The following is a 19,916-nucleotide window of genomic DNA, read 5'->3' as shown; positions in this document are numbered from 1 at the left end:
ATATTAGAGTTCTAATCATCACCAGTGGATTAATCAACGGCAGTGATCTAATCATGGGACCCCGTTCGCCAGGCTGCCGGCGTTCGCCAAGGCATTAACCTGGCCCGGTGACCTCCATGCCCGCTTCCGAGCGCCTCGGCTCCCACCTCAAGCGGGCCGAGCAGGCCCTCAACGCCACCAAGACAGCGGTCCTCAAGCCCGCGGGCCTGACCGTCGCCCAGTACGCCGCGCTGCTCCACCTCTCCGACAACCCGGGCATCTCCGCGGCGGCCCTGGCCCGGTTGTGCGGAGTCACCCCACCCACCATGAACACGGTCCTGAAGAACCTCCAGGACCGCGATCTGATCACCCGCCGCCCGCACGAGTGGCACAGGAACGTCCTGGAGACACGGCTCACGGACGAGGGACGCGCCGTCCTGGCCGAGGCCGACACGGCCGCCGTACGGGTCGAACGGGCCCTCGCCGCGGAGTTCACCGACGCCGAGCGCGACGCCCTGGCCGGGCTGCTGGCCCGCTGCGTCAGAGTCCTGGAGGAACAGCGCCCGGGAAGCTCGTGACGGGCTCCGGCGCCGGATCCGTCACCCAGCCCGCCACCAGCACCAGCCGCGACTCGCGGTCCACGGCGAGGAAGCCGAAGGGGCGGTCGAAGACGGCGCGCACGACGGTGGTCTCGCAGCGGTACTGCGGCGGGGCGCTGCCGTACACCTCCGCGGCCGCCGTCACCGCCGCCGCCCGGAAACCCAGCGCGCCGAACTGCGCCACCGCCGACTGGCGGGCCTGGTCCACGGCGAGCGGCCGGCCGGTGATGCCGGGGAAGTGGCCGCGGCCGGCGTCCATGGCCGCCGACAGGCCGAACAGCCCTGCCAGGGCCAGCAGATCGTGGTCGGCGCGCACCTCGAACGCCACCGTCCGCACGTCCAGCGTCAGCGGCTGCGGCGCGACCGCCGGTTCCCGTTCGACGTACAGGCCCGGCCCCACGTGCCCGTACGGCAGCGAGCCGCCCCCGGTGACCGGCAGCGCGCGCTCCACGATCCCCGCGCCGGCCGCGAGCACCTGACCGGGCGTCATGCGTTCCTCTCCGAGCACCAGATGGACGTCGACGCCGTTGTCGCCGGGCACCGTCAGGGCCGTGACGAATCCGTCCGGCGTCCCCGCCACGCCCACCCGGTCGGGGCGCGGGCCGCGCCGGTGCAGCCCGTGCAGCGCACGGCCCTGCCAGGGACCGCTGTCCGGCCTGAACGGCAGCTCGGTGAACGGCTGCCGCCACGTGGTGCGCAGCGCGAGGGCGCCGGCCAGCACCATCCGCGTGTCCCGGGTCGGCGTCACCGGCATGCGCTCGACCAGCCCGCCGGTCCGCTCGGCCGCCCAGACGTTTAGCCGCTGCTGCGCGGTGACGGGGTCGTCGCCGAACACGCCGTGCGTCCCGGCCGGCAGCCCGGCCCGCCACTCCTCGCGCAGGTCGAGCCCCTGGTGCGTCCACAGTCCGAGCGCCGCGTCCAGACCGGGCACCGACGCGAGGGCCGCCAGCAACTGCCGTGCGGCACCGGCCGCCTGACCGGCGGGCACCCCCACGGCCTCGGCCAGCTCCGCCCGCGCCGGGTCCGCCGCCCCGTCGGCCAGGAAGGCCAGCAGGGGCCAGACTCCGGCCGCCGAGAAGACGGTGCCGCCCGGCGCGGCCGTCGCCCATCGCCTCGTGAGCCCGTTCACCGCCCGGACGACCGTCTCGCCCACCCGGTCCCCGGTCAGGGTGTCCACCCTCATTCCGCCCCCGTTCGTGCCCCGCTTACCATGCGCCCAGTCGTACGACAGCCCGGCCACCGGCCGTTCAACCGGTCCGTGCCGCCGCCCCCTCTTCAGGAGCACGCTACCGGTGTCCATACCGCCGCCTTCCGGCTCCCACCGGCCACAAGGGCCGTATCAGCCACCCCGGCCGTACCCGCAGGGGCCGTTCGCCCCGCCGCCGTACGGCGAAGGACCGGGCGGACCGCCGCAGGGCGGGCGGCCGGGCGGGCCGTGGGGGGTGCCGCCGTACCAGCCGTGGGCGCAGGGCTACACCCCCTTCAACCGGCCGGCGCCCGTCAACGGGCTCGCGATCGCCTCCCTGGTGCTCGGCGTGCTGTGCTGCCTGCCGGGGGTGGGGCTGGCGCTCGGGCTGGTTGCGCTGCGGCAGATCCGCCGGCGCGGCGAGCGCGGCACCGGGCTTGCCGTCGGCGGCGCGGTGCTGTCCGGGATCGGACTGCTGCTGTGGGTGCTGTTCTTCGCCAGCGGCGGCGCGTCGGAGTTCTGGCAGGGGTTCAAGGAGGGCGCACGCGACCGCTCGAGCATCTCGCTGGTCAAGGGCGAGTGCTTCAACGCGCCCGGAGGTGCGCTCAGCGGCGAGACCGACGGCGTCGGCACGGTGCCCTGCGCCCGCGCGCACGACGGCGAGGTGTTCGCGTCCTTCCGGCTCACCGGCAGCGGTTACCCCGGCGAGGAGAAGGTCGCCGGCATGGCCGACGAGCGCTGCTGGAGCCTGCGGGACGGCTACGCGATGGACAGCTGGGCGGTGCCCGGCGACGTCGACGTGTACTACCTGACCCCGACCGGGAAGAGCTGGGCCGCCGGGGACCGCGAGGTCACCTGCGCGTTCGGCAGCACCGAGGAGGGCGGCCGGCTGACCGGCTCGCTGCGCAACGACGAGACGGTCCTCGACGCCGACCAGGTGGCCTACCTGAAGGCGGCGCACGTCCTCAACGCCGCGCTGGAGACCGCCCCCAGCACCGAGGACGCGGGCGACGACCTGCCCGGCCACAAGCGGTGGGCGGGCCGGGTCTCGGCGGCCCTCGGCGAACAGGCCCGGATGCTGCGGGCGCACGACTGGCCGGCCCGTGCCCGGCGGCAGGTCGCCGACCTGGCCGCCGGTCTCGACACGGCGCGGGCCCAGTGGGCGAAGGCGGCGCGGGCCGAGGACGCGGACGTCTTCCGCGACCGGTACGACACGGCCCTCCGCCTGATCGAGCCGGGCCGCGGGGTCGCCGTGCGCAAGGCCCTGGGCCTGGCCACGGTCCCGCCGCGGGGTGACGACGGCGCCGACACGAGCGCCCAGGTGTGAGCGCACCCGCCGGAGCGCATCCATGGATACGGGGGCAGGTCCACGGCTCTGCCGGCAGGCCTCCGGCCCCGTGTCATCACATCGAGTGATTCTCTGGCCTTTACTTGCACGGCACAACCCACGGTTGCCAGTCTGTTGCTGTCTGTACAACCTGATGGGAGCGTCCAGTGACTTTCGGTGAGCAGCCGGCGTACCTGCGCGTCGCGGGTGATCTCCGCAAGAAGATCGTCGACGGTTCGCTGCCGCCCCACACCCGCCTGCCCTCACAGGCCCGCATCCGCGAGGAGTACGGCGTCTCGGACACGGTCGCGCTGGAGGCCCGCAAGGTGCTGATGGCCGAGGGCCTGGTCGAGGGCCGCTCCGGCTCCGGGACGTACGTCCGCGAGCGGCCGGTGCCCCGCCGGGTCTCCCGCTCCGGATACCGCCCGTCCGGCGGCGCCACGCCCTTCCGGCAGGAGCAGGCCGACGCCTCGGTGCGGGGCACCTGGGAGTCCAGCAGCGAGCAGACCGAGGCCGGCGCCGTCATCGCCGAGCGGCTCGGCATCAAGGCGGGCGACCGGGTCATGCGCACCAAGTACCTGTTCCGGGAGGCAGGGGAGCCGATGATGCTCTCCACCTCCTGGGAGCCGCTCGCCGTCACCGGCCGCACCCCGGTGATGCTCCCCGAGGAGGGTCCGCTGGGCGGCATGGGCGTGGTCGAGCGCATGCGCGCCATCGACGTCATCGTCGACAACGTCACAGAGGAGGTCGGCGCCCGCCCCGGCCTCGCCGAGGAACTGCACCTCCTCGGCGGCGTGCCCGGCCATGTCGTCCTGGTCGTCCACCGCACGTACTACGCCTCGGGCCGCCCGGTGGAGACGGCGGACGTGGTGATCCCCGCGGACCGGTACCGGGTGGCCTACCACCTGCCGGTCAGGTGAGCGCCGGCCCCGCCCGGCGCGTCGCCTGCGCGCCCCCTGAGTGAGGTAGCGCACACCCTTGTACGCCGCACGGGTGAGCGGAGCGGACCCGGAGCCCCCGGCCGGGCGGCAACGGCCGCTGCGATTCGGCCGTTTTCCCAGGTGACCACGGGTCACACGGATGCGCCCGCGCATCGCCGCCGCGGCGCTCACGACGGCGCGTTCAGTTCTGTGCGCCCCCTGCGTTCTGGCTGGTTGCATACCTCTTTGTGAAAAGGCGTGTTCGCTGCGTAAAGGTTGGGCGTACGCTCGGGCATATGCGTATTGCGGTTTCCTTAGGCGGGGCTCGAGGAAGCGGGTGGGGCGGTGCGAGAGGGAGCGACTCGGGTGGTGGGGACCATGAGTGAGGGGACGGTCTCCCTGCCCTGGATCGTGATACGGCAGGACGACAACGGCAATCGCTACCGCGTCGGCCGGTACGCGACCCGCGCCGAGGCCCAGAAGATCGCCGACAGCCTCGACGACCGTGGGCACAAGCAGATCTACTGGGTCGAGCGCATCGGCCAGAACGGGGACGGCACCCGCAACTGACCCCGCGCGCCCTCCCGTAGGCTCCGCCCCATGACCTCCGAGACACCCGGCACGCCGACGACGGACCGGATCGTGGTGGTGGGAGCCGCCCTGCTCGACGGCGGCCGGCTGCTCGCCGCGCGCCGCAGCGCCCCCGCCGATCTGGCCGGACGCTGGGAACTGCCTGGCGGCAAGGTCGAACCGGGCGAGCGGCCCGAGCGCGCCCTCGTGCGCGAACTGCGCGAGGAACTCGGCGTCGACGCCGAACCGGTCGAGCGCGTGCCCGGCGAGTGGCCGCTGCGCGCGCCGTACGTCCTGCGGGTGTGGACCGCCCGCCTGCGCCCCGGCTCACCCGCACCGAAGCCCCTCCAGGATCATGACGAACTGCGCTGGCTGACCCCGGACCGGCTCTGGGAGGTCGACTGGCTCGACCAGGACGTCCCGGCCGTCGAGGCGGTGGCCGGCCGATGGGACGCCGGGTGAAGACCGACACCCCGTCGAGCCCTTGAGCACCGGTGCCCCCTCGGAGCACTCCCTACGCCGTTCGTGCCACTGTGCGCCCGCCTGTACGGTACTGCCCCCGGGATATCGGGTATGTGCCCATTAACCCCACGAAACCGGACATGGGTGGGGGCTCGCTGGCCTGGGAAGTGATCGGCGTGATCGACACCGATGGCGACTGCGCCGAGTGGACGTTTCCCGCGGAACCGGGCGCCGTGCGCACCGCCCGGGCCGCGGTCCGCGGCCAGTTGCACGGCTGGGACCTCGACTGCCTCGCCGACCTCGCCGCGTTGCTGGTCAGCGAGCTGGTCACCAACTCGCTGCGGCATGCCACCGGTCCCATCGGCGTCCGCCTCGTACGGCCCGCGCAGAGCGGCGACGCGCTGCTGGTGGAGGTCTCCGACCCGCTGCCCGACCCGCCGCGCGAGCGGATCGCCCGCGACGGGGACGAGAGCGGGCGCGGGCTGCAACTGGTCGCCGGATCCTCGCTCCGCTGGGGCACCCGGCCCGGCGCGAGCGGAAAGACCGTCTGGTTCGAACTGGCGGTGCCGGGGTGAGCCGGAAGCACCCGGGGAGCACAGGGGGGTACGGCAGGCGGCGGGTGGACCGGCGTGCGCTCCGCGCGCGCGGCCGGGTCCGGGGTGCGTGGTTCGACGGCCTCTTCCTTGGTTAGATTCGACGGCCTCTTCCTTGGTTAGAAGAGTGGAAGTGTTGTCACGGAGCGGTCCGAAAAGCATCTGGACCGAGCTGTGATCGTGAACACCGTGTCGTGCGGCGCCGTAGTGCTGGATACTGCGGGCAGCCGCCTTTCGGTGTCCGGTGCCGGGCGCGGTGAGCTGGAGGGGACGGTTCGCGTGAGCGAGATACCAGCGAAGGCCACGGAGTCCGAGGACCCGTCGGACGGCGCGACGCACCTGGCCGCCGAGGCGGCCGTGCCCGGCGACGCCATGTGGCAGAGCAGTCCGCCCGGTTCGATGTACGACTACATCAGGGTCGCGTCCTTCTCCATCGGCCCCGGCGGGCTGGTCGACCAGTGGAGCCTGCGCGCCGAGCAGCTCTTCGGCATCCCGGCCGCGCGCGCCGTCGGCATGGATCCGATAGAGGCCTTCATCGACCCCGACCTGCGCGAGCGCGGCCAGCGCAAGATGGCCGAAATCCTGGACGGGCGGGAGTGGACCGGAGTCGTGCCCTTCCGGATGCCGGACAAGGCGGACGGCACACGCGGCGAGGAGGGCCTGGCGGAGGTCTACGTCATGCCCACCCGGACCGCCGAGGGCGAGAAGGCCGCCGTGTGCATCGTCGTGGACGTCCGCACCCTGCGCCGCATAGAGACGGATCTCGCCGCCTCGCAGGCCATTTTCGGCCAGTCGCCGTTCGGATTCCTGCTGATCGACACCGATCTGAGGGTCCGCCGGGCCAACGAGCGGTTCGCCTCCATCTTCGGCGGAACCCCGGACGACCACCGGGGCAAGGGAGTTCACGACTATCTGCCGCGCGGCGAGGCCGAGCGGGTCGCCGCCACCCTGCGCCGGGTGCTGGAGACCGGCCAGTCCATCACCGACATGCACGTCACGGGGTACGTCCCCGGCTCCGAGGAACGCCGGCACTGGTCCGTCAACCTCTACCGGGTGCACAGCGGCAGCGGCCGGCCCATCGGCATCGCCTGGCTCGGCACCGACATCACCGCCCGCCGGGCAGCCGCCCGCGAGGCCGCCAACGCCCGCCGCAACCTCGCCCTGCTCAACGAGGCCGGCGCCCGCATAGGGAACTCCCTCGACCTGGAGACCACGGCCCGGGAACTCCTCGACGTCGTCGTCCCCGGCTTCTGCGACCTCGCCACCGTCGACCTCTACCAGGGCCTGCTCACCGGCGACGAGACCCCGCCCGGCCTCGCCGACGGCAGCGCCGAACTGCGCCGGGTCGCCTTCGCCAGCGCCGTGTCGGACGCGCCGTTCAGCGGCTCCGGGGAATCCGTGGCGGTCGGCGCGGTCCACCACTTCCCCTTCAACTCGCCCTGCGCGGACGCCCTGCGCACCGCCCGGCCGCGGGCTGTGCCGCCCGAGGAGGGCGGGCTGGTGCAGTCCACGCTGGCCGTGCCGATGGTCGCCCACGACACCGTCGTCGGGCTCGCCCAGTTCGCCCGCACCAAGGGCAGCGAGCCGTTCGGCGACCGGGACCGGGACCTGGCGGTGGAACTGGCCGCGCGCGCCGCGGTCTGCATCGACAACGCGCGCCTGTACCGCCGGGAGCACGAACGCGCGCTGATCCTGCAGCGCTCCCTGCTGCCGCCGGGCGACCCCGAGGCCTCCGGACTGGACATCGCCTGCCGCTATCTGCCGGGCAACGCGGCCACGGAGGTGGGCGGCGACTGGTTCGACGTCATCGAACTGCCCGGCCACCGCACGGCGTTGGTCGTGGGCGACGTGATGGGGCGCGGCCTGCGCGCCGCCGTCGCGATGGGCGAACTGCGCACCGCCGTACGGACGCTGGCGCTGCTGGACCTCGAACCCGCCGAGGTGCTCTCCGCGCTGGACGAGATCGCGCGGGGGCTGGGCACGCCCGGCGGGGTGCAGCAGGCGACGCGTACGGCCCGGCAGCCCAGGGACGCCGACCTCTCCGAGGTCTACCTCGCGACCTGCGTGTACGCCGTCTACGACTCGGTGACCAGGCGCTGTACGTTCGCCAACGCCGGCCATCTGCCGCCGGTGCTGGTCGAGCCCGGGGAACCGGCGCTGATGCTGGACGTGCCGCCCGGCATGCCGCTCGGGGTGGGCGGCGAGCCCTTCGAGGAGGTCGAGGTCGAGCTGCCGGAGGGCGCGCTGCTGGCCCTCTACACCGACGGCCTGGTCGAGTCCCGCGACCATCCGCTGGACGAGGGCCTGCAGGCGTTCGTCGGCGCGCTCACGGACCCGTCCCGCCCGCTGGAGGACGTCTGCGACCACGTCCTGAGCACCCTCGACACCCACCACGGCGAGGACGACATCGCGCTGCTGATGGCCCGGGTGCAGGGGCTGCCCGCCGAGTCCGTCGGGGACTGGACGCTGCCGCGCGAGCCGCGGAGCGTGGGCCGGGCGCGCGAGTACGCCCGCGGGCAGCTGCTGAGCTGGGATCTGGAGCCGCTGGTCGACACCACGGAGCTGCTGGTCAGCGAGCTGGTGACCAACGCGCTGCGGTACGGCGAGGGGGAGATACGGCTCCGGCTGCTGCTGGACCGGACGCTGGTGTGCGAGGTGTGGGACAGCGGGCTGGTGCAGCCTCGCCGGCGGCGTGCCCGGGACACCGACGAAGGGGGCCGGGGGCTGCAGCTGGTGGGGCTGCTCAGCGCGGCATGGGGATCCCGGCGGACCCCGCGCGGCAAGACGGTGTGGTTCGAGCTGCCGCTGCCCGGCGCCGAGGCAGGACTCACCGACCCGGCGGAGGCCCTGCTCAGCCTGTTCTGACCGGCCCCGCTACGCGGGTGGCCGCAGACGGTGGCGGCCCCTGGTCTCCGGCCCGCCGAAGCTCGCCGGCGGTCCGCCGTCCGGGTCCTCGGCCAGCAGGATCCCGCCCACGATCGCGGCGGCCAGGCCGGGCGAGTCGCCGTCGGCGCTCGTGCGGGGGTTGCCGTGCGCCCGTACGTCGCGCTCGGCCAGGTCGCGGGCCTCGCGGGCCAGCGAGTCCGCCCGGTCGGCGCGGCCCGCGCCGAGTTCCCGCTCCGCCTCCGCCAGGCGGACCCGGGCTTCCGGGCCGACCACGCCCCGGTGCACGGTGACGAAGTCCTCCGCACCGGTGACGCTGCCGCGCGCCACCAGGAGCGCGGCGGCCGCCGGGGCGCCGGTGCGGCCCGTGCCCAGCCGTTCCACCGCCCGCGCGATCCGGCGCAGGGCGTCCAGCGGGTCGTACGGGCCCGCCGTCAGCTCCCGGCGCACGGACGCCAGGACGGCGTCCGCGTGGGCCAGCCGGGCGTGCAGCTCACCGCTGGTCAGGGGCCCCTGCACGGCTCCTTTCCGGGCCACCGCGATCTCCGCCTCCGCACCGGTCAGCGCGGCCGGTACCAGCGCCGCCGCCTCCCGCAGCCGTGCCGCGTGCCGTTCCACGCCCGTCACCAGGACGTCGGCCTGTGCCACGGCGCCCTCGGCGGCCCGCAGCTGCCCGGCGGCCCGCCGGTCCTCGCCCGTGTCGGCCGCGTGGCGGGCCTCGCCCAGCCGCGTGGTGGCGAACATCAACCGGTCCTTGGCCTGTTCCAGGTATCCGGTGACGGGCTCGGCGGCTGACGGCGTGCAGCGGTCGCGCAGCCCGCCGAGGGCGTCCCCGGCGGTCACCGTCCGCCCGGCCAGCTCCCGGAACCGTCCCTCGGCCGTCACCAGCGCCCCGGCCAGCCCCGGTCCCTGAAGCTCCCGCAGCCCGTCCAGCGCGGGGACCGCCGCGTCCAGCAGGCGTCCCGCCTCCGCGCACCGGCCGACCACGCCGACCAGCGCCTGCCGCCGGGCCGCGGCGTCCTCGGGCAACCCCTGCTCGTAGCGCCGCCAGATCGCGCACGCCGCCGCCAGCTCGGTCTCGGCGGCCCGCAGGGCGCGCACGAGGGGCTCGGTGTCCGGCTCCGCGAACCGCGCCCGGACGAAGGAGAGTTCCTCCCGGCTGGTGCGGACGCAGTCGTCGGCCAGGACCAGCGCGGCGCGGGCCTGCCGCTCGGAGTCGGCGGGGGAGGGCGCGGGCGGGGCGGGGGAGACGGCGCCGGGGGTCGTCCGGGTGCGGGCGCGGCGGGTGCGGCGCAGATACCCGTATCCGGCCAGGGACACGGCGGCGACCGCCGCGATCAGGGGCAGCGCGTAGTCGGCGGTGGACGTCCCGCCGTCCCGCTGCGCGGCGGCGTCCGCGGCGATCCCGGCGGGCGCCGCGGGAACCGGATCTCCGGCACCGGCCGTCATCACCGGCAACACCAGCCACCCGACCCCGGCCACGACCCCCAGCACGGCGTGCGCCACCCGCACCCGTATGTGCGCCTTGGCGTGCCGGGGCCGGCCCCGGATCAGGGAGGACGTCACATTTCGGAGCGTATGGGCAGGCAGGCGGCTCCGCGAGCGGGGTGGATACGGGCGGGGGACGGGATGAGCAGTGAGCCGGAAACGGACACCGCGAGCGGTGTGCGGCGGAAGCGCGCCTGGCTCCGCGCACTGCGGCGCACGGCCGTCGCCCTCGTCCTCCTCCTGCTCCTTCCCACGCTCGCCGCGGAGACCGCCCTGCGCGTCGAGTACAGCGGCACCCCCGAAGGGGGCACCCGCTCCCGCGGCCGCGACGCCGTCTGGCTCGGTCACGCCTGGATCGACGGCCGCAAGACCGACGCCGACGTCACCGCCCTCGTCCGCCGCCTGCGGCACACCGGCATCCGCGACCTGTACGTCCACGCGGGCCCCCTGGAACACGACGGCACCCTTCCCGAGTCGGCCTACCCGAGGGCGCGTTGGCTCATCGCGACCGTGCACCGCAAGGCGCCGCGCATCCGCGTCCAGGCCTGGCTCGGCGACGAGGTGGCCCCCGAGAAGCCGTACGCCATGCACCTGGAGCGCCCGGCGACCCGCGCCGCCGTCGTCGAGTCCACCCGGCGGATCCTCGCCGCCGGTTTCCAGGGCGCCCACTTCGACCTGGAGCCCCTGCACTCCGGCGACCGGAACTACCTCGCCCTCCTGGACGCCCTGCGCCGCGTCACCCGCGCCCGCCACGCCGTGCTCTCCGTCGCCGCCCACCAGATCGATCCGCTGCCGGCGTTCCACTCCGTCTGGGGTGCCGTCACCGGACACCCCAAGTGGTGGTCGCAGCGGTATTTCGGCCAGGTCGCGCGCCGGGTCGACCAGATCGCGGTGATGTCGTACGACACCATGCAGCCGCTGCCGAGCCTGTACGGCGGCTATGTCGCCCAGCAGACCTCGCTGGCCCTGGAGGTCACCCCGGAGTCCACCGACCTCCTGATGGGCCTGCCCTTCTACCACGAGAACCGCATCGGTCACCGGGCCGGCGCCGAGACCGTCCCGGCCGCCGTACGCGGCGTACGGCTCGGCCTGTCCCGCACCGACGCCGGCCGGGCCCGGTTCGGCGTCGCCCTCTACGTCGACTTCGCCGCCACGGAGGCGGACTGGCGGGCGTACGAGGAGGACTGGGTCCGCGGAGACCGCCGTAGCATGAACGACATGCACATGTTCTTGGTGGCGGCGGCCGTGCTCGCGGTGGCGTTCATGGCGGTGCTCGGCGTCCTGGCCGTCGCCGGGGTGTGGGTGCCGCCGGTGGCCCGTCGCCGGGTGCTGCGGCAACGGCTGTGGGGGTACGGGGCGCTGGTGAACGCGGCCGGGCTGGGCCTGTTCATGTTCCTCGGGCCCCTCGCCGACGCGGGGCTGGCGCTCCTGCCGGCCCTCGGCTGGTGCCTGTGGATGGGGGGAATGGCGGTCCAGCTCCTCGCCCAGCGCCCCGGACGCCCCGCTCCTACGAAGACCGCCTCCTGATCTTCGAGCCCAGCCACACCAGCGGGTCGTACTTGCGGTCGACCGCGCGCTCCTTCAGCGGGATCAGGGCGTTGTCGGTGATCCTGATGCCCTCGGGGCAGACCTCGGTGCAGCACTTGGTGATGTTGCAGTAGCCGAGTCCGTGCTCGTCCTGGGCGGTGCGCTTGCGGTCCAGGCCGGTCTCGGCGGCCGCGTCCAGCGGGTGCATGTCGAGTTCGGCGATGCGCATCAGGTAACGCGGGCCCGCGAACGCCGTCTTGTTCTCCTCGTGGTCGCGGACGACATGGCAGGTGTTCTGGCACAGGTAGCACTCGATGCACTTGCGGAACTCCTGCGAGCGGTCCACGTCCTCCTGCATCATCCGGTACTCGCCGGGACCGAGGCCGGGCGGCGGCACGAACGACGGGACCTCCCTGGCCTTCTGGTAGTTGAAGCCGACGTCGGTCACCAGGTCGCGGACCACCGGGAAGGCGCGCAGCGGGGTGACCGTGATGGTCTCGGACCGGTCGAAGACCGACATGCGGGTCATGCACATCAGGCGGGGCCGGCCGTTGATCTCCGCCGAGCACGAACCGCACTTGCCGGCCTTGCAGTTCCAGCGCACGGCCAGGTCCGGCGCCTGGGTGGCCTGGAGGCGGTGGATGATGTCCAGGACCACCTCGCCGTCGTTGACCTCGACGGTGAAGTCCTCCAGGCCGCCGCCCTCGGCGTCGCCCCGCCACACCTTGAAGCGGGCCTCGTAGCTGGTCACTCGTACAGCTCCTCTTCGGCGAGGTACTTGACCAGCTCCTCCTTCTCGAAGAGGGCGAGCAGGTCCGGGCGGATGGGGTCGGTGGTCTCACGGGTGAGGCGGATCTGGCCGCGCGCGGGATCGGTCGCCGCGAGTCCGCCGGTCGGGTCGGCGAGGGTGCACAGCAGGTTCACGTTGCGCCACTTGCGGTCCATCGTGGGGTGGTCCTCGCGGGTGTGGCCGCCGCGCGACTCGGTGCGCTCCAGGGCGGCGCGGGCCACGCACTCGCTGACCAGCAGCATGTTCCTCAGGTCCAGCGCCAGGTGCCAGCCGGGGTTGAACTGGCGGTGCCCCTCCACCCCGGCCCGGCGGGCCCGCGCCCGCAGCTCGGCGAGCCTGTGCAGGGCCTGCTCCATCTCGCCCTCGCGGCGGATGATGCCGACCAGGTCGTTCATGGTCTGCTGGAGTTCCTGGTGCAGGGTGTACGGGTTCTCCGGCGGCCCCGCCTCGCCCTCGGTCTCGGCGGAGAAGGGGCGCAGCGCCTCCGCGGCCGCCGTGTTGACCTGGGCCTCCTCCACCGGCGGGCGCTGGTACGCCAGCCCCTGCGCGTACTCGGCCGCGTGCCAGCCCGCGCGGCGCCCGAAGACCAGCAGGTCGGAGAGCGAGTTGCCGCCGAGCCGGTTGGAGCCGTGCATCCCGCCGGCCACCTCACCGGCCGCGAACAGCCCGGGCACCCCGCGTGCCGCCGCGGTGTCGGAGTCGACCGCGATGCCGCCCATCACGTAGTGACAGGTCGGCCCGACCTCCATCGGCTCCGCGGTGATGTCGACGTCCGCCAGCTCCTTGAACTGGTGGTACATCGACGGCAGCCGGCGCCGGATCACCTCGGCCGGCATCCGGGTGGACACGTCCAGGAAGACCCCGCCGTGCGGCGAGCCCCGGCCCGCCTTCACCTCGGCGTTGATGGCGCGCGCCACCTCGTCGCGGGGGAGCAGCTCCGGCGGGCGCCGGTTGTGGTCCGGGTCGTCGTACCACCGGTCGGCCTCCTCCTCCGACTCGGCGTACTTCTCCTTGAAGACGTCGGGGATGTAGTCGAACATGAACCGCTTGCCCTCGGAGTTCCTGAGGACACCGCCGTCGCCGCGCACCGACTCGGTGACGAGGATGCCCTTCACCGACGGCGGCCAGACCATGCCGGTCGGATGGAACTGCACGAACTCCATGTTCAGCAGCGTCGCGCCGGCGAGCAGGGCGAGGGCGTGCCCGTCTCCCGTGTACTCCCAGGAGTTCGACGTCACCTTGAAGGACTTGCCGATGCCGCCGGTGGCGACGACCACGGCCGGAGCCTCCAGGACGAAGAAGCGGCCGGTCTCGCGCTCGTAGGCGAAGACGCCCGAGACGCGGTTCCCGTCCTTCAGGATCCGGGTGACCGTGCACTCCTGGAAGACCTTCAGCCGGGACTCGTAGTCGCCGGTCTCCTTGAAGTCCTCCTGCTGCAGGGCGACGATCTTCTGCTGGAGGGTGCGGATCAGCTCCAGGCCCGTGCGGTCGCCGACATGGGCGAGGCGCGGGTACTCGTGGCCGCCGAAGTTGCGCTGCGAGATACGGCCGTCCTTCGTGCGGTCGAACAGCGCGCCCCAGGTCTCCAGCTCCCACACCCGGTCCGGGGCCTCCTTGGCGTGCAGCTCGGCCATCCGCCACTGGTTGAGGAACTTGCCGCCGCGCATGGTGTCGCGGAAGTGCACCTGCCAGTTGTCGTGCTCGTTGGCGTTGGCCATGGCCGCGGCGATGCCGCCCTCGGCCATCACGGTGTGCGCCTTGCCGAACAGGGACTTGCAGATCACCGCCGTACGGGCGCCCCGCTCGCGCGCCTCGATCGCGGCCCGCAGCCCGGCGCCGCCGGCACCGACCACGACGACGTCCCACTCCTGCCGGTCCACCACGGACATCAGACGGTTCACCTGTTCCTAGAAGAAGCGCGGGTCGGCGAAGACCCCGGACGCGACGAGATAGACGTAGAAGTCGGCGAGCGCCACGCTCAGCAGCGACGCCCAGGCCAGCTGCATGTGGCGGGCGTTGAGCCTGCCCACGAACTGCCACGCCCGGTAGCGCACGGGGTGTGCGGAGAAGTGCTTGAGCTTGCCGCCGACGATGTGCCGGCAGGAGTGACAGGAGATGGTGTAGGCCCAGATCAGCGCGATGTTGACCAGGAAGACCAGGGTACCGAGGCCCATGTGGCCCCAGTGCTCGTGCGTGTCGCGGAAGGACAGCACGGTGTCGTACGTCAGCACGCCCGCGACCAGGATCGCCGCGTAGAAGAAGTACCGGTGGACGTTCTGCAGGATCAGCGGGAAGCGCGTCTCACCGGTGTACTTCCTGTGCGGCTCGGCCACCGCGCAGGCCGGCGGGGACGCCCAGAAGCTGCGGTAGTACGCCTTGCGGTAGTAGTAGCAGGTGAGGCGGAAGCCCAGCGGGAAGATCAGGATGATGATCGCCGGGGAGATCGCCCACCAGGCGCCGAAGAGATCGGCGTTCGGGCCCGCGGGCATGTTCTTGCAGTTCTGCGCCAGACACGGCGAGTAGAACGGCGAGACGTACGGCGCCGAGTAGTAGTGGGCGTTCGCGAAGGCCCGCCAGGTCGAGTAGACGACGAAGGCCAGCAGACCGGCCGCGGTGACGGCGGGCGCCAGCCACCAGCGGTCGGTCCGCAGGTGCGGGGCGGTGATCGCGGCGCGCGCACCGGTCCGTACGCCGCCGCTGTTCTGTTGGGGTTCCGTACCAGTGGCCAAGGCGGGCTCCGGTCTTCGGGATCAGGGGGCGTGGCGGTCGCGGGCGCCCAGACCCTCGTCGTCCGTGTCCGTCCACAGGCTCAGGTCGTAGGGCGCGTCGGAGATGGTGACGAGGTCGGGGCGGCGGGGTGCGTCCGGCGCGGCGGCCGCCTCGCGCAGCAGTGCCACGCTCTCCCGCAGATGGTCGGCGTCCAGCCGGACCCGGCGCATCTCCAGGCCGCCGCTGCCGAGCTGGTGCTCCAGGCGCCCCAGCGACCGGTACAGGTCGTCGAGAGAGCGCTGGACCGAGGTGATGTCGTCGTGCACGGACATGGCTTGCCCTCACTTCCGCGGGTCCGGCGGGCCCTGAGCGGCGACGTTCATGCGCCTTGGAGTGTTGCGCGTCACACCTGCCCATGTGAAGGCGTGTGCAGCGATTGGCGGAGGCGTGCGGATGCATCACCGGTGGCGTTACGCCACACGGGTGAGGCTGCCGCCCGTCGTCGCCGTGTCTCCCGCGCCGGCCGGATCCTTTCCTCTTCAGTGGGCCGCATAGATCTGATCAGCTCCATATACCGCCAAAGGTGATCAGCTCCATATTCCGACAAATGTGAGCATAAAGCCCGCGGCTTCCCGGAGGTAGCAGAGATGTCCCACGACGGAGTCGGACCGCGCGCCGTCAGGCGATCGGTCGCCTTCCTGACCGCGGGCGCGCTCGCGGTGCCGTTCCTCGCCGGGTGCGGCTCCGACGAGAAGGTCAGCAAGCCCCTGGCCGGGCAGGACATCGCTCCGGCCGCCCGCGGCCTGGTCGTCGATGGCGGCACTCTGAAGTGGGCCCTCGACGCCGTTCCCGCGACGCTGAACACCTTCCAGGCGGACGCGGACGCCGGCACCACCCGGGTCGCCCAGGCCGTCCTGCCCTCGATGTTCCGGCTGGACCCGAGCGGCCGGCCGGTGCCCAACCCCGCCTACCTGGAGTCGGCCAAGGTCATCGAGACCGAGCCGCGCCAGGTCGTGCTGTACAAGCTGAACCAGCAGGCCGTCTGGAGCGACGGCCGGGCGATCGGCGCCGCCGACTTCGCCGCCCAGTGGCGCGCCCTGTCCGGGAAGAACAGCGCCTACTGGACGGCCCGCAACGCCGGCTACGACCGCATCGAGAAGATCGAACGCGGCGCCGACGACCGGCAGGTCCGGGTCACCTTCTCGCGGCCCTACGCCGACTGGAAGTCGCTGTTCTCCCCGCTGTACCCGAAGCAGGTCATGGGCAGCCCGGGCGCCTTCAACGACGGCGCCCGCCGCAAGCTGCAGATCACCGCCGGGCCCTTCACGGTGGAGAAGGTCGACACCGCCAGGAAGGACGTCGTCCTCACCCGCAACCCGCGCTGGTGGGGCAAGCGCGCCAAGCTGGCCCACATCGTGCTGCACGCCGTACCCCGCGACCAGCGGGTCGCCGCGCTCGCCGACGGCAGCGTCGACATCGCCGACGTCGAACCCGGCGACGCGAAGCGGATCGGCCTCGCCGCCCACGGCGCCCCGAACCCGGTGCAGGGCTCCGGCAAGACCTCCGTGAAGAAGCTGCGCTCCTGGGCGCTGGCGCACGGCCTCGGCGCCGAGGAGGCCGAGGCCGGCGGGAAGAAGCTGCGCAAGGACATCGTCCGGTACCTGGACGAGCAGCAGGCGCTGCACGACGTCGTCGTCCGCAGGTCGCTGGAGCCCGCCTACACCCAGCTCGCCCTCAACGGCTCCCAGGGCCCCCTCGCCGACGAACGCGTCCGCAGGGCCGTCGCCCGCGCCCTGGACCGCAAGGAGCTGGCCAGGCTGGTGCTCGGCCCGCTCGGGCTGCCCGCCGTCCCGGTCGGCAGCCACCTCGCCCTGTCCGGGCAGCCCGCCTACGCCGACAACAGCGGCGCGCTCGGCGGCCAGGACACCAAGGAGGCTCAGGCGCTGCTCACCGACGCCGGCTGGGTGCCGGGCGGCCCCGTCAAGCAGCCGGACACGGCACAGGAGCAGCAGAAGAAGAAGGGCCAGAACGCCGCCGGTCCCGAGCGCGACAAGAACAGCGGCGACACCGAGGAGGGGGACGGCAAGAACCGCGGGCGCGGGGACGAGGGCGACCGGCATCTGGCGCAGGAGGGCCGGCACGGCGGCGCTCAGGGCGCGTACGCCCCGCAGGGCACGGCCGCGCCCGCCGCCGTGGTGCAGCCGCTCGCCAAGGACGGCAAGCCGCTGCTGCTGCGCTTCGTGCTCCCCACGGGCCCCGGCTCCGAGACGCTGAAAGCGGTCGCGGCGCGGATCTCCGCCATGCTGGAGCGGATCGGCATCCGCACGACGATCACCAAGGTGCCGGACGCGAGCTTCTTCAAGGACCACGTCGCCTCCGGCGACTACGACCTCGCCCTGTACTCCTGGCCGTCCTCGGCGTTCCCCGCGACGGACGACCGGCCGGTGTACGCCAAGCCGGCGCCGGCGGCCGACGGCTCGGTGAACGTCGAGCAGAACTACACCCGGGTCGGCACCGACCAGGTCGACCAGCTCTTCGACGAGGCCGCCACGACGCTGGACGAGGACGAGGAAGTGTCGCTGATCCGCAAGGCGGACTCCCGGATCTGGGCGGCGGCCGGCTCCATCCCCCTCTACCAGCGGCCGCAGCTGGTGGCGGTGCGGAAGAACCTGGTCAACGCCGGGGCCTTCGGATTCCAGACCCCGGTCTACGAGGACATGGGCTATCTGAAGAAGGGCGTGAAGCAGGGCGCGGGGGCCACGGCCGGCCCCACGGGATGACCTTGGCGGGGCCGTGGTCACACGGCCCGGCGGAGCCGACCGTCCCGGGGCCACGTACCATGGGGTGAGGCCGTGGCGTGTCAAGCCCGGCAGGGCCCGCGTAACGCACACGTACGCGCAGGCTTTCCTCAACCCCGGGAGTTCGCCGCACTATGGCTGTGTCCATGACACGTCACGACATCCGCAACGTCGCCATCGTCGCCCACGTCGACCACGGCAAGACCACCATCGTCGACGGCATGCTGAAGCAGGCCGGCGCGTTCGCCGCCCACCAGCTCGACCAGGTCGACGACCGGGTCATGGACTCGAACGACCTGGAGCGTGAGAAGGGCATCACGATCCTCGCCAAGAACACGGCGGTCAAGTACCACCCGAAGGACGGCGGGGACCCGGTCACCATCAACATCATCGACACCCCCGGCCACGCCGACTTCGGCGGCGAGGTCGAGCGCGGTCTGTCGATGGTCGACGGCGTCGTGCTGCTGGTGGACGCCTCCGAGGGCCCGCTGCCGCAGACCCGCTTCGTGCTGCGCAAGGCGCTGCAGGCCCGGCTGCCCGTCATCCTGTGCATCAACAAGACGGACCGCCCGGACGCCCGGATCGACGAGGTCGTCAACGAGACCTACGACCTCTTCCTGGACCTGGACGCGGACGAGGACCAGATCGAGTTCCCGATCGTCTACGCCTGCGGCCGCGACGGCGTCGCCTCGCTGACCAAGCCGGACAACGGCACGGTCCCCGCCGACTCCGACAGCCTGGAGCCGTTCTTCTCCACGATCCTGGAGCACATCCCCGCGCCGACGTACGAGGAGGACGCGCCGCTCCAGGCCCACGTCACCAACCTCGACGCCGACAACTTCCTCGGCCGTATCGCGCTGCTCCGCGTCGAGCAGGGCGAGCTGCGCAAGGGCCAGACGGTGGCCTGGATCAAGCGCGACGGCTCCGTGCAGAACGTGCGGATCTCCGAGCTGATGATGACCGAGGCGCTCACCCGCAAGCCGGCGGAGAAGGCCGGCCCCGGTGACATCTGCGCCGTCGCCGGCATCCCGGACATCATGATCGGCGAGACCCTGGCCGACCCGGAGAACCCGATTCCGCTGCCGCTGATCACGGTGGACGAGCCGGCGATCTCCATGGTGATCGGCACGAACACCTCGCCGCTGGTCGGCCGGGGCGCCACCGGCAAGGGCGCCGACAACAAGGCGGCCGTCAAGGACCGCAAGGTCACCGCCCGTCAGGTCAAGGACCGCCTGGACCGCGAGCTGATCGGCAACGTCTCGCTCCGCGTCCTGGACACCGAGCGCCCGGACGCCTGGGAGGTGCAGGGCCGCGGTGAGCTGGCGCTCGCCATCCTCGTCGAGACCATGCGCCGGGAGGGCTACGAACTGACGGTCGGCAAGCCGCAGGTCGTCACCAAGGAGGTCGACGGCAAGGTCTACGAGCCGGTCGAGCGCATGACGATCGACGTGCCCGAGGAGCACATGGGCGCGGTCACGCAGCTCATGGGCGTCCGCAAGGGCCGCATGGACAACATGTCCAACCACGGCTCCGGCTGGGTGCGCATGGAGTTCGTGGTGCCCTCGCGCGGTCTGATCGGCTTCCGCACCGAGTTCCTGACGCAGACCCGCGGCACCGGCATCGCGCACTCCATCCACGAGGGGCACGAGCCCTGGTTCGGCCCGCTGCAGACCCGTAACAACGGCTCGCTGGTCGCCGACCGCGCCGGCGCCGTCACGGCGTTCGCGATGACGAACCTTCAGGAGCGCGGCGTGCTCTTCGTGGAGCCGGGCACCGAGGTGTACGAGGGCATGATCGTCGGCGAGAACTCGCGCTCCGACGACATGGACGTCAACATCACCAAGGAGAAGAAGCTCACCAACATGCGGTCCTCCACGGCCGATGTGACCGAGTCGATCGTGCCGCCGCGCAAGCTCTCCCTGGAGCAGTCGCTGGAGTTCTGCCGTGACGACGAGTGCGTCGAGGTGACCCCGGAGGCCGTTCGCATCCGCAAGGTCGTGCTCGACCAGCGGGAGCGGGCCCGCGCCGCGAGCCGCGCCAAGCACAGCTGATCAGCCGGCAACCGAGCCCGGGCGCCCCCAGCAT

15 protein-coding genes and 1 pseudogene are annotated in these 19,916 nt (G+C 72.7%); 10 read left to right on the top strand and 6 right to left on the bottom strand.

Annotated elements, in window-relative coordinates:
• Nucleotides 1-116: 116 nt before the first annotated feature.
• Entirely contained in the window at nucleotides 117-557 is a 441-nt protein-coding gene (locus tag OG956_RS12350; protein WP_330342818.1) for a MarR family winged helix-turn-helix transcriptional regulator, read from the top strand.
• On the opposite strand, the gene OG956_RS12345 is transcribed toward OG956_RS12350, so the two are convergent.
• Entirely contained in the window at nucleotides 520-1,761 is a 1,242-nt protein-coding gene (locus OG956_RS12345; RefSeq protein WP_330338011.1) for a serpin family protein, read from the bottom strand. The two genes, OG956_RS12350 and OG956_RS12345, sit on opposite strands and share 38 nt — an antisense overlap.
• A gap of 109 nt (nucleotides 1,762-1,870) precedes the next feature.
• Between OG956_RS12345 and OG956_RS12340 the strand changes: the two genes are divergently transcribed.
• From OG956_RS12340 to OG956_RS12315, 6 genes are all read left to right on the top strand, one after another.
• A complete protein-coding gene (locus OG956_RS12340; RefSeq protein ID WP_330338010.1) occupies nucleotides 1,871-3,091 on the top strand; it encodes a DUF4190 domain-containing protein in 1,221 nt (406 codons plus the stop codon).
• A gap of 167 nt (nucleotides 3,092-3,258) precedes the next feature.
• A complete protein-coding gene (locus OG956_RS12335; protein WP_330338009.1) occupies nucleotides 3,259-4,011 on the top strand; it encodes a GntR family transcriptional regulator in 753 nt (250 codons plus the stop codon).
• A gap of 378 nt (nucleotides 4,012-4,389) precedes the next feature.
• Nucleotides 4,390-4,581 carry an SPOR domain-containing protein gene (locus OG956_RS12330; protein ID WP_330338008.1) on the top strand — a complete coding sequence of 64 codons (192 nt, stop codon included), beginning with the start codon at nucleotides 4,390-4,392 and terminating at the stop codon, nucleotides 4,579-4,581.
• A 30-nt stretch (nucleotides 4,582-4,611) separates the two neighbouring features.
• Nucleotides 4,612-5,043, top strand: coding sequence for a (deoxy)nucleoside triphosphate pyrophosphohydrolase (locus tag OG956_RS12325; RefSeq protein WP_330338007.1), 432 nt, complete (start codon nucleotides 4,612-4,614; stop codon nucleotides 5,041-5,043).
• 140 nt (nucleotides 5,044-5,183) lie between these two features.
• The gene (locus OG956_RS12320; protein WP_330338006.1) at nucleotides 5,184-5,618 is read left to right on the top strand and encodes an ATP-binding protein; all 435 of its coding nucleotides are present in this window, start codon (nucleotides 5,184-5,186) and stop codon (nucleotides 5,616-5,618) included.
• A 297-nt stretch (nucleotides 5,619-5,915) separates the two neighbouring features.
• Nucleotides 5,916-8,501 carry a SpoIIE family protein phosphatase gene (locus tag OG956_RS12315; RefSeq protein ID WP_330338005.1) on the top strand — a complete coding sequence of 862 codons (2,586 nt, stop codon included), beginning with the start codon at nucleotides 5,916-5,918 and terminating at the stop codon, nucleotides 8,499-8,501.
• Nucleotides 8,502-8,510: 9 nt separating this feature from the next.
• Here OG956_RS12315 and OG956_RS12310 read toward each other — a convergent pair whose 3' ends face one another.
• The gene (locus OG956_RS12310; RefSeq protein WP_330338004.1) at nucleotides 8,511-10,085 is read right to left on the bottom strand and encodes a hypothetical protein; all 1,575 of its coding nucleotides are present in this window, start codon (nucleotides 10,083-10,085) and stop codon (nucleotides 8,511-8,513) included.
• 63 nt (nucleotides 10,086-10,148) lie between these two features.
• On the opposite strand from OG956_RS12310, the pseudogene OG956_RS12305 reads away from it, so the two are divergent.
• A pseudogene (locus tag OG956_RS12305) lies at nucleotides 10,149-11,198 on the top strand (hypothetical protein); the annotation flags it as partial.
• Nucleotides 11,199-11,514: 316 nt separating this feature from the next.
• Here OG956_RS12305 and OG956_RS12300 read toward each other — a convergent pair.
• The 4 genes from OG956_RS12300 to OG956_RS12285 are packed head-to-tail and all read right to left on the bottom strand — an operon-like array spanning nucleotide 11,515 to nucleotide 15,365.
• A complete protein-coding gene (locus OG956_RS12300) occupies nucleotides 11,515-12,285 on the bottom strand; it encodes a succinate dehydrogenase/fumarate reductase iron-sulfur subunit (RefSeq protein WP_330338003.1) in 771 nt (256 codons plus the stop codon).
• A complete protein-coding gene (locus OG956_RS12295; RefSeq protein ID WP_330342817.1) occupies nucleotides 12,282-14,213 on the bottom strand; it encodes a fumarate reductase/succinate dehydrogenase flavoprotein subunit in 1,932 nt (643 codons plus the stop codon). The genes OG956_RS12300 and OG956_RS12295 overlap by 4 nt, the downstream gene beginning before the upstream one ends.
• Nucleotides 14,214-14,231: 18 nt before the next feature.
• Complete coding sequence (locus tag OG956_RS12290) at nucleotides 14,232-15,053, bottom strand: hypothetical protein (protein WP_330338002.1); 822 nt, start codon at nucleotides 15,051-15,053, stop codon at nucleotides 14,232-14,234.
• Between the two features lie 21 nt (nucleotides 15,054-15,074).
• Entirely contained in the window at nucleotides 15,075-15,365 is a 291-nt protein-coding gene (locus tag OG956_RS12285) for a hypothetical protein (RefSeq protein WP_330338001.1), read from the bottom strand.
• A 315-nt stretch (nucleotides 15,366-15,680) separates the two neighbouring features.
• Here OG956_RS12285 and OG956_RS12280 point away from each other — a divergent pair, with 315 nt between their 5' ends.
• A complete protein-coding gene (locus tag OG956_RS12280; protein ID WP_330338000.1) occupies nucleotides 15,681-17,813 on the top strand; it encodes an ABC transporter family substrate-binding protein in 2,133 nt (710 codons plus the stop codon).
• 152 nt (nucleotides 17,814-17,965) lie between these two features.
• A complete protein-coding gene (gene typA / locus OG956_RS12275; RefSeq protein WP_330337999.1) occupies nucleotides 17,966-19,882 on the top strand; it encodes a translational GTPase TypA in 1,917 nt (638 codons plus the stop codon).
• Nucleotides 19,883-19,916: the final 34 nt, after the last annotated feature.

This window comes from Streptomyces sp. NBC_00557 (genome assembly GCF_036345995.1).
Lineage (GTDB): Bacteria > Actinomycetota > Actinomycetes > Streptomycetales > Streptomycetaceae > Streptomyces.
The sequence above is the reverse complement of the archived record's forward strand: the minus strand, read 5'-3'. Positions and strand labels throughout refer to the sequence as shown.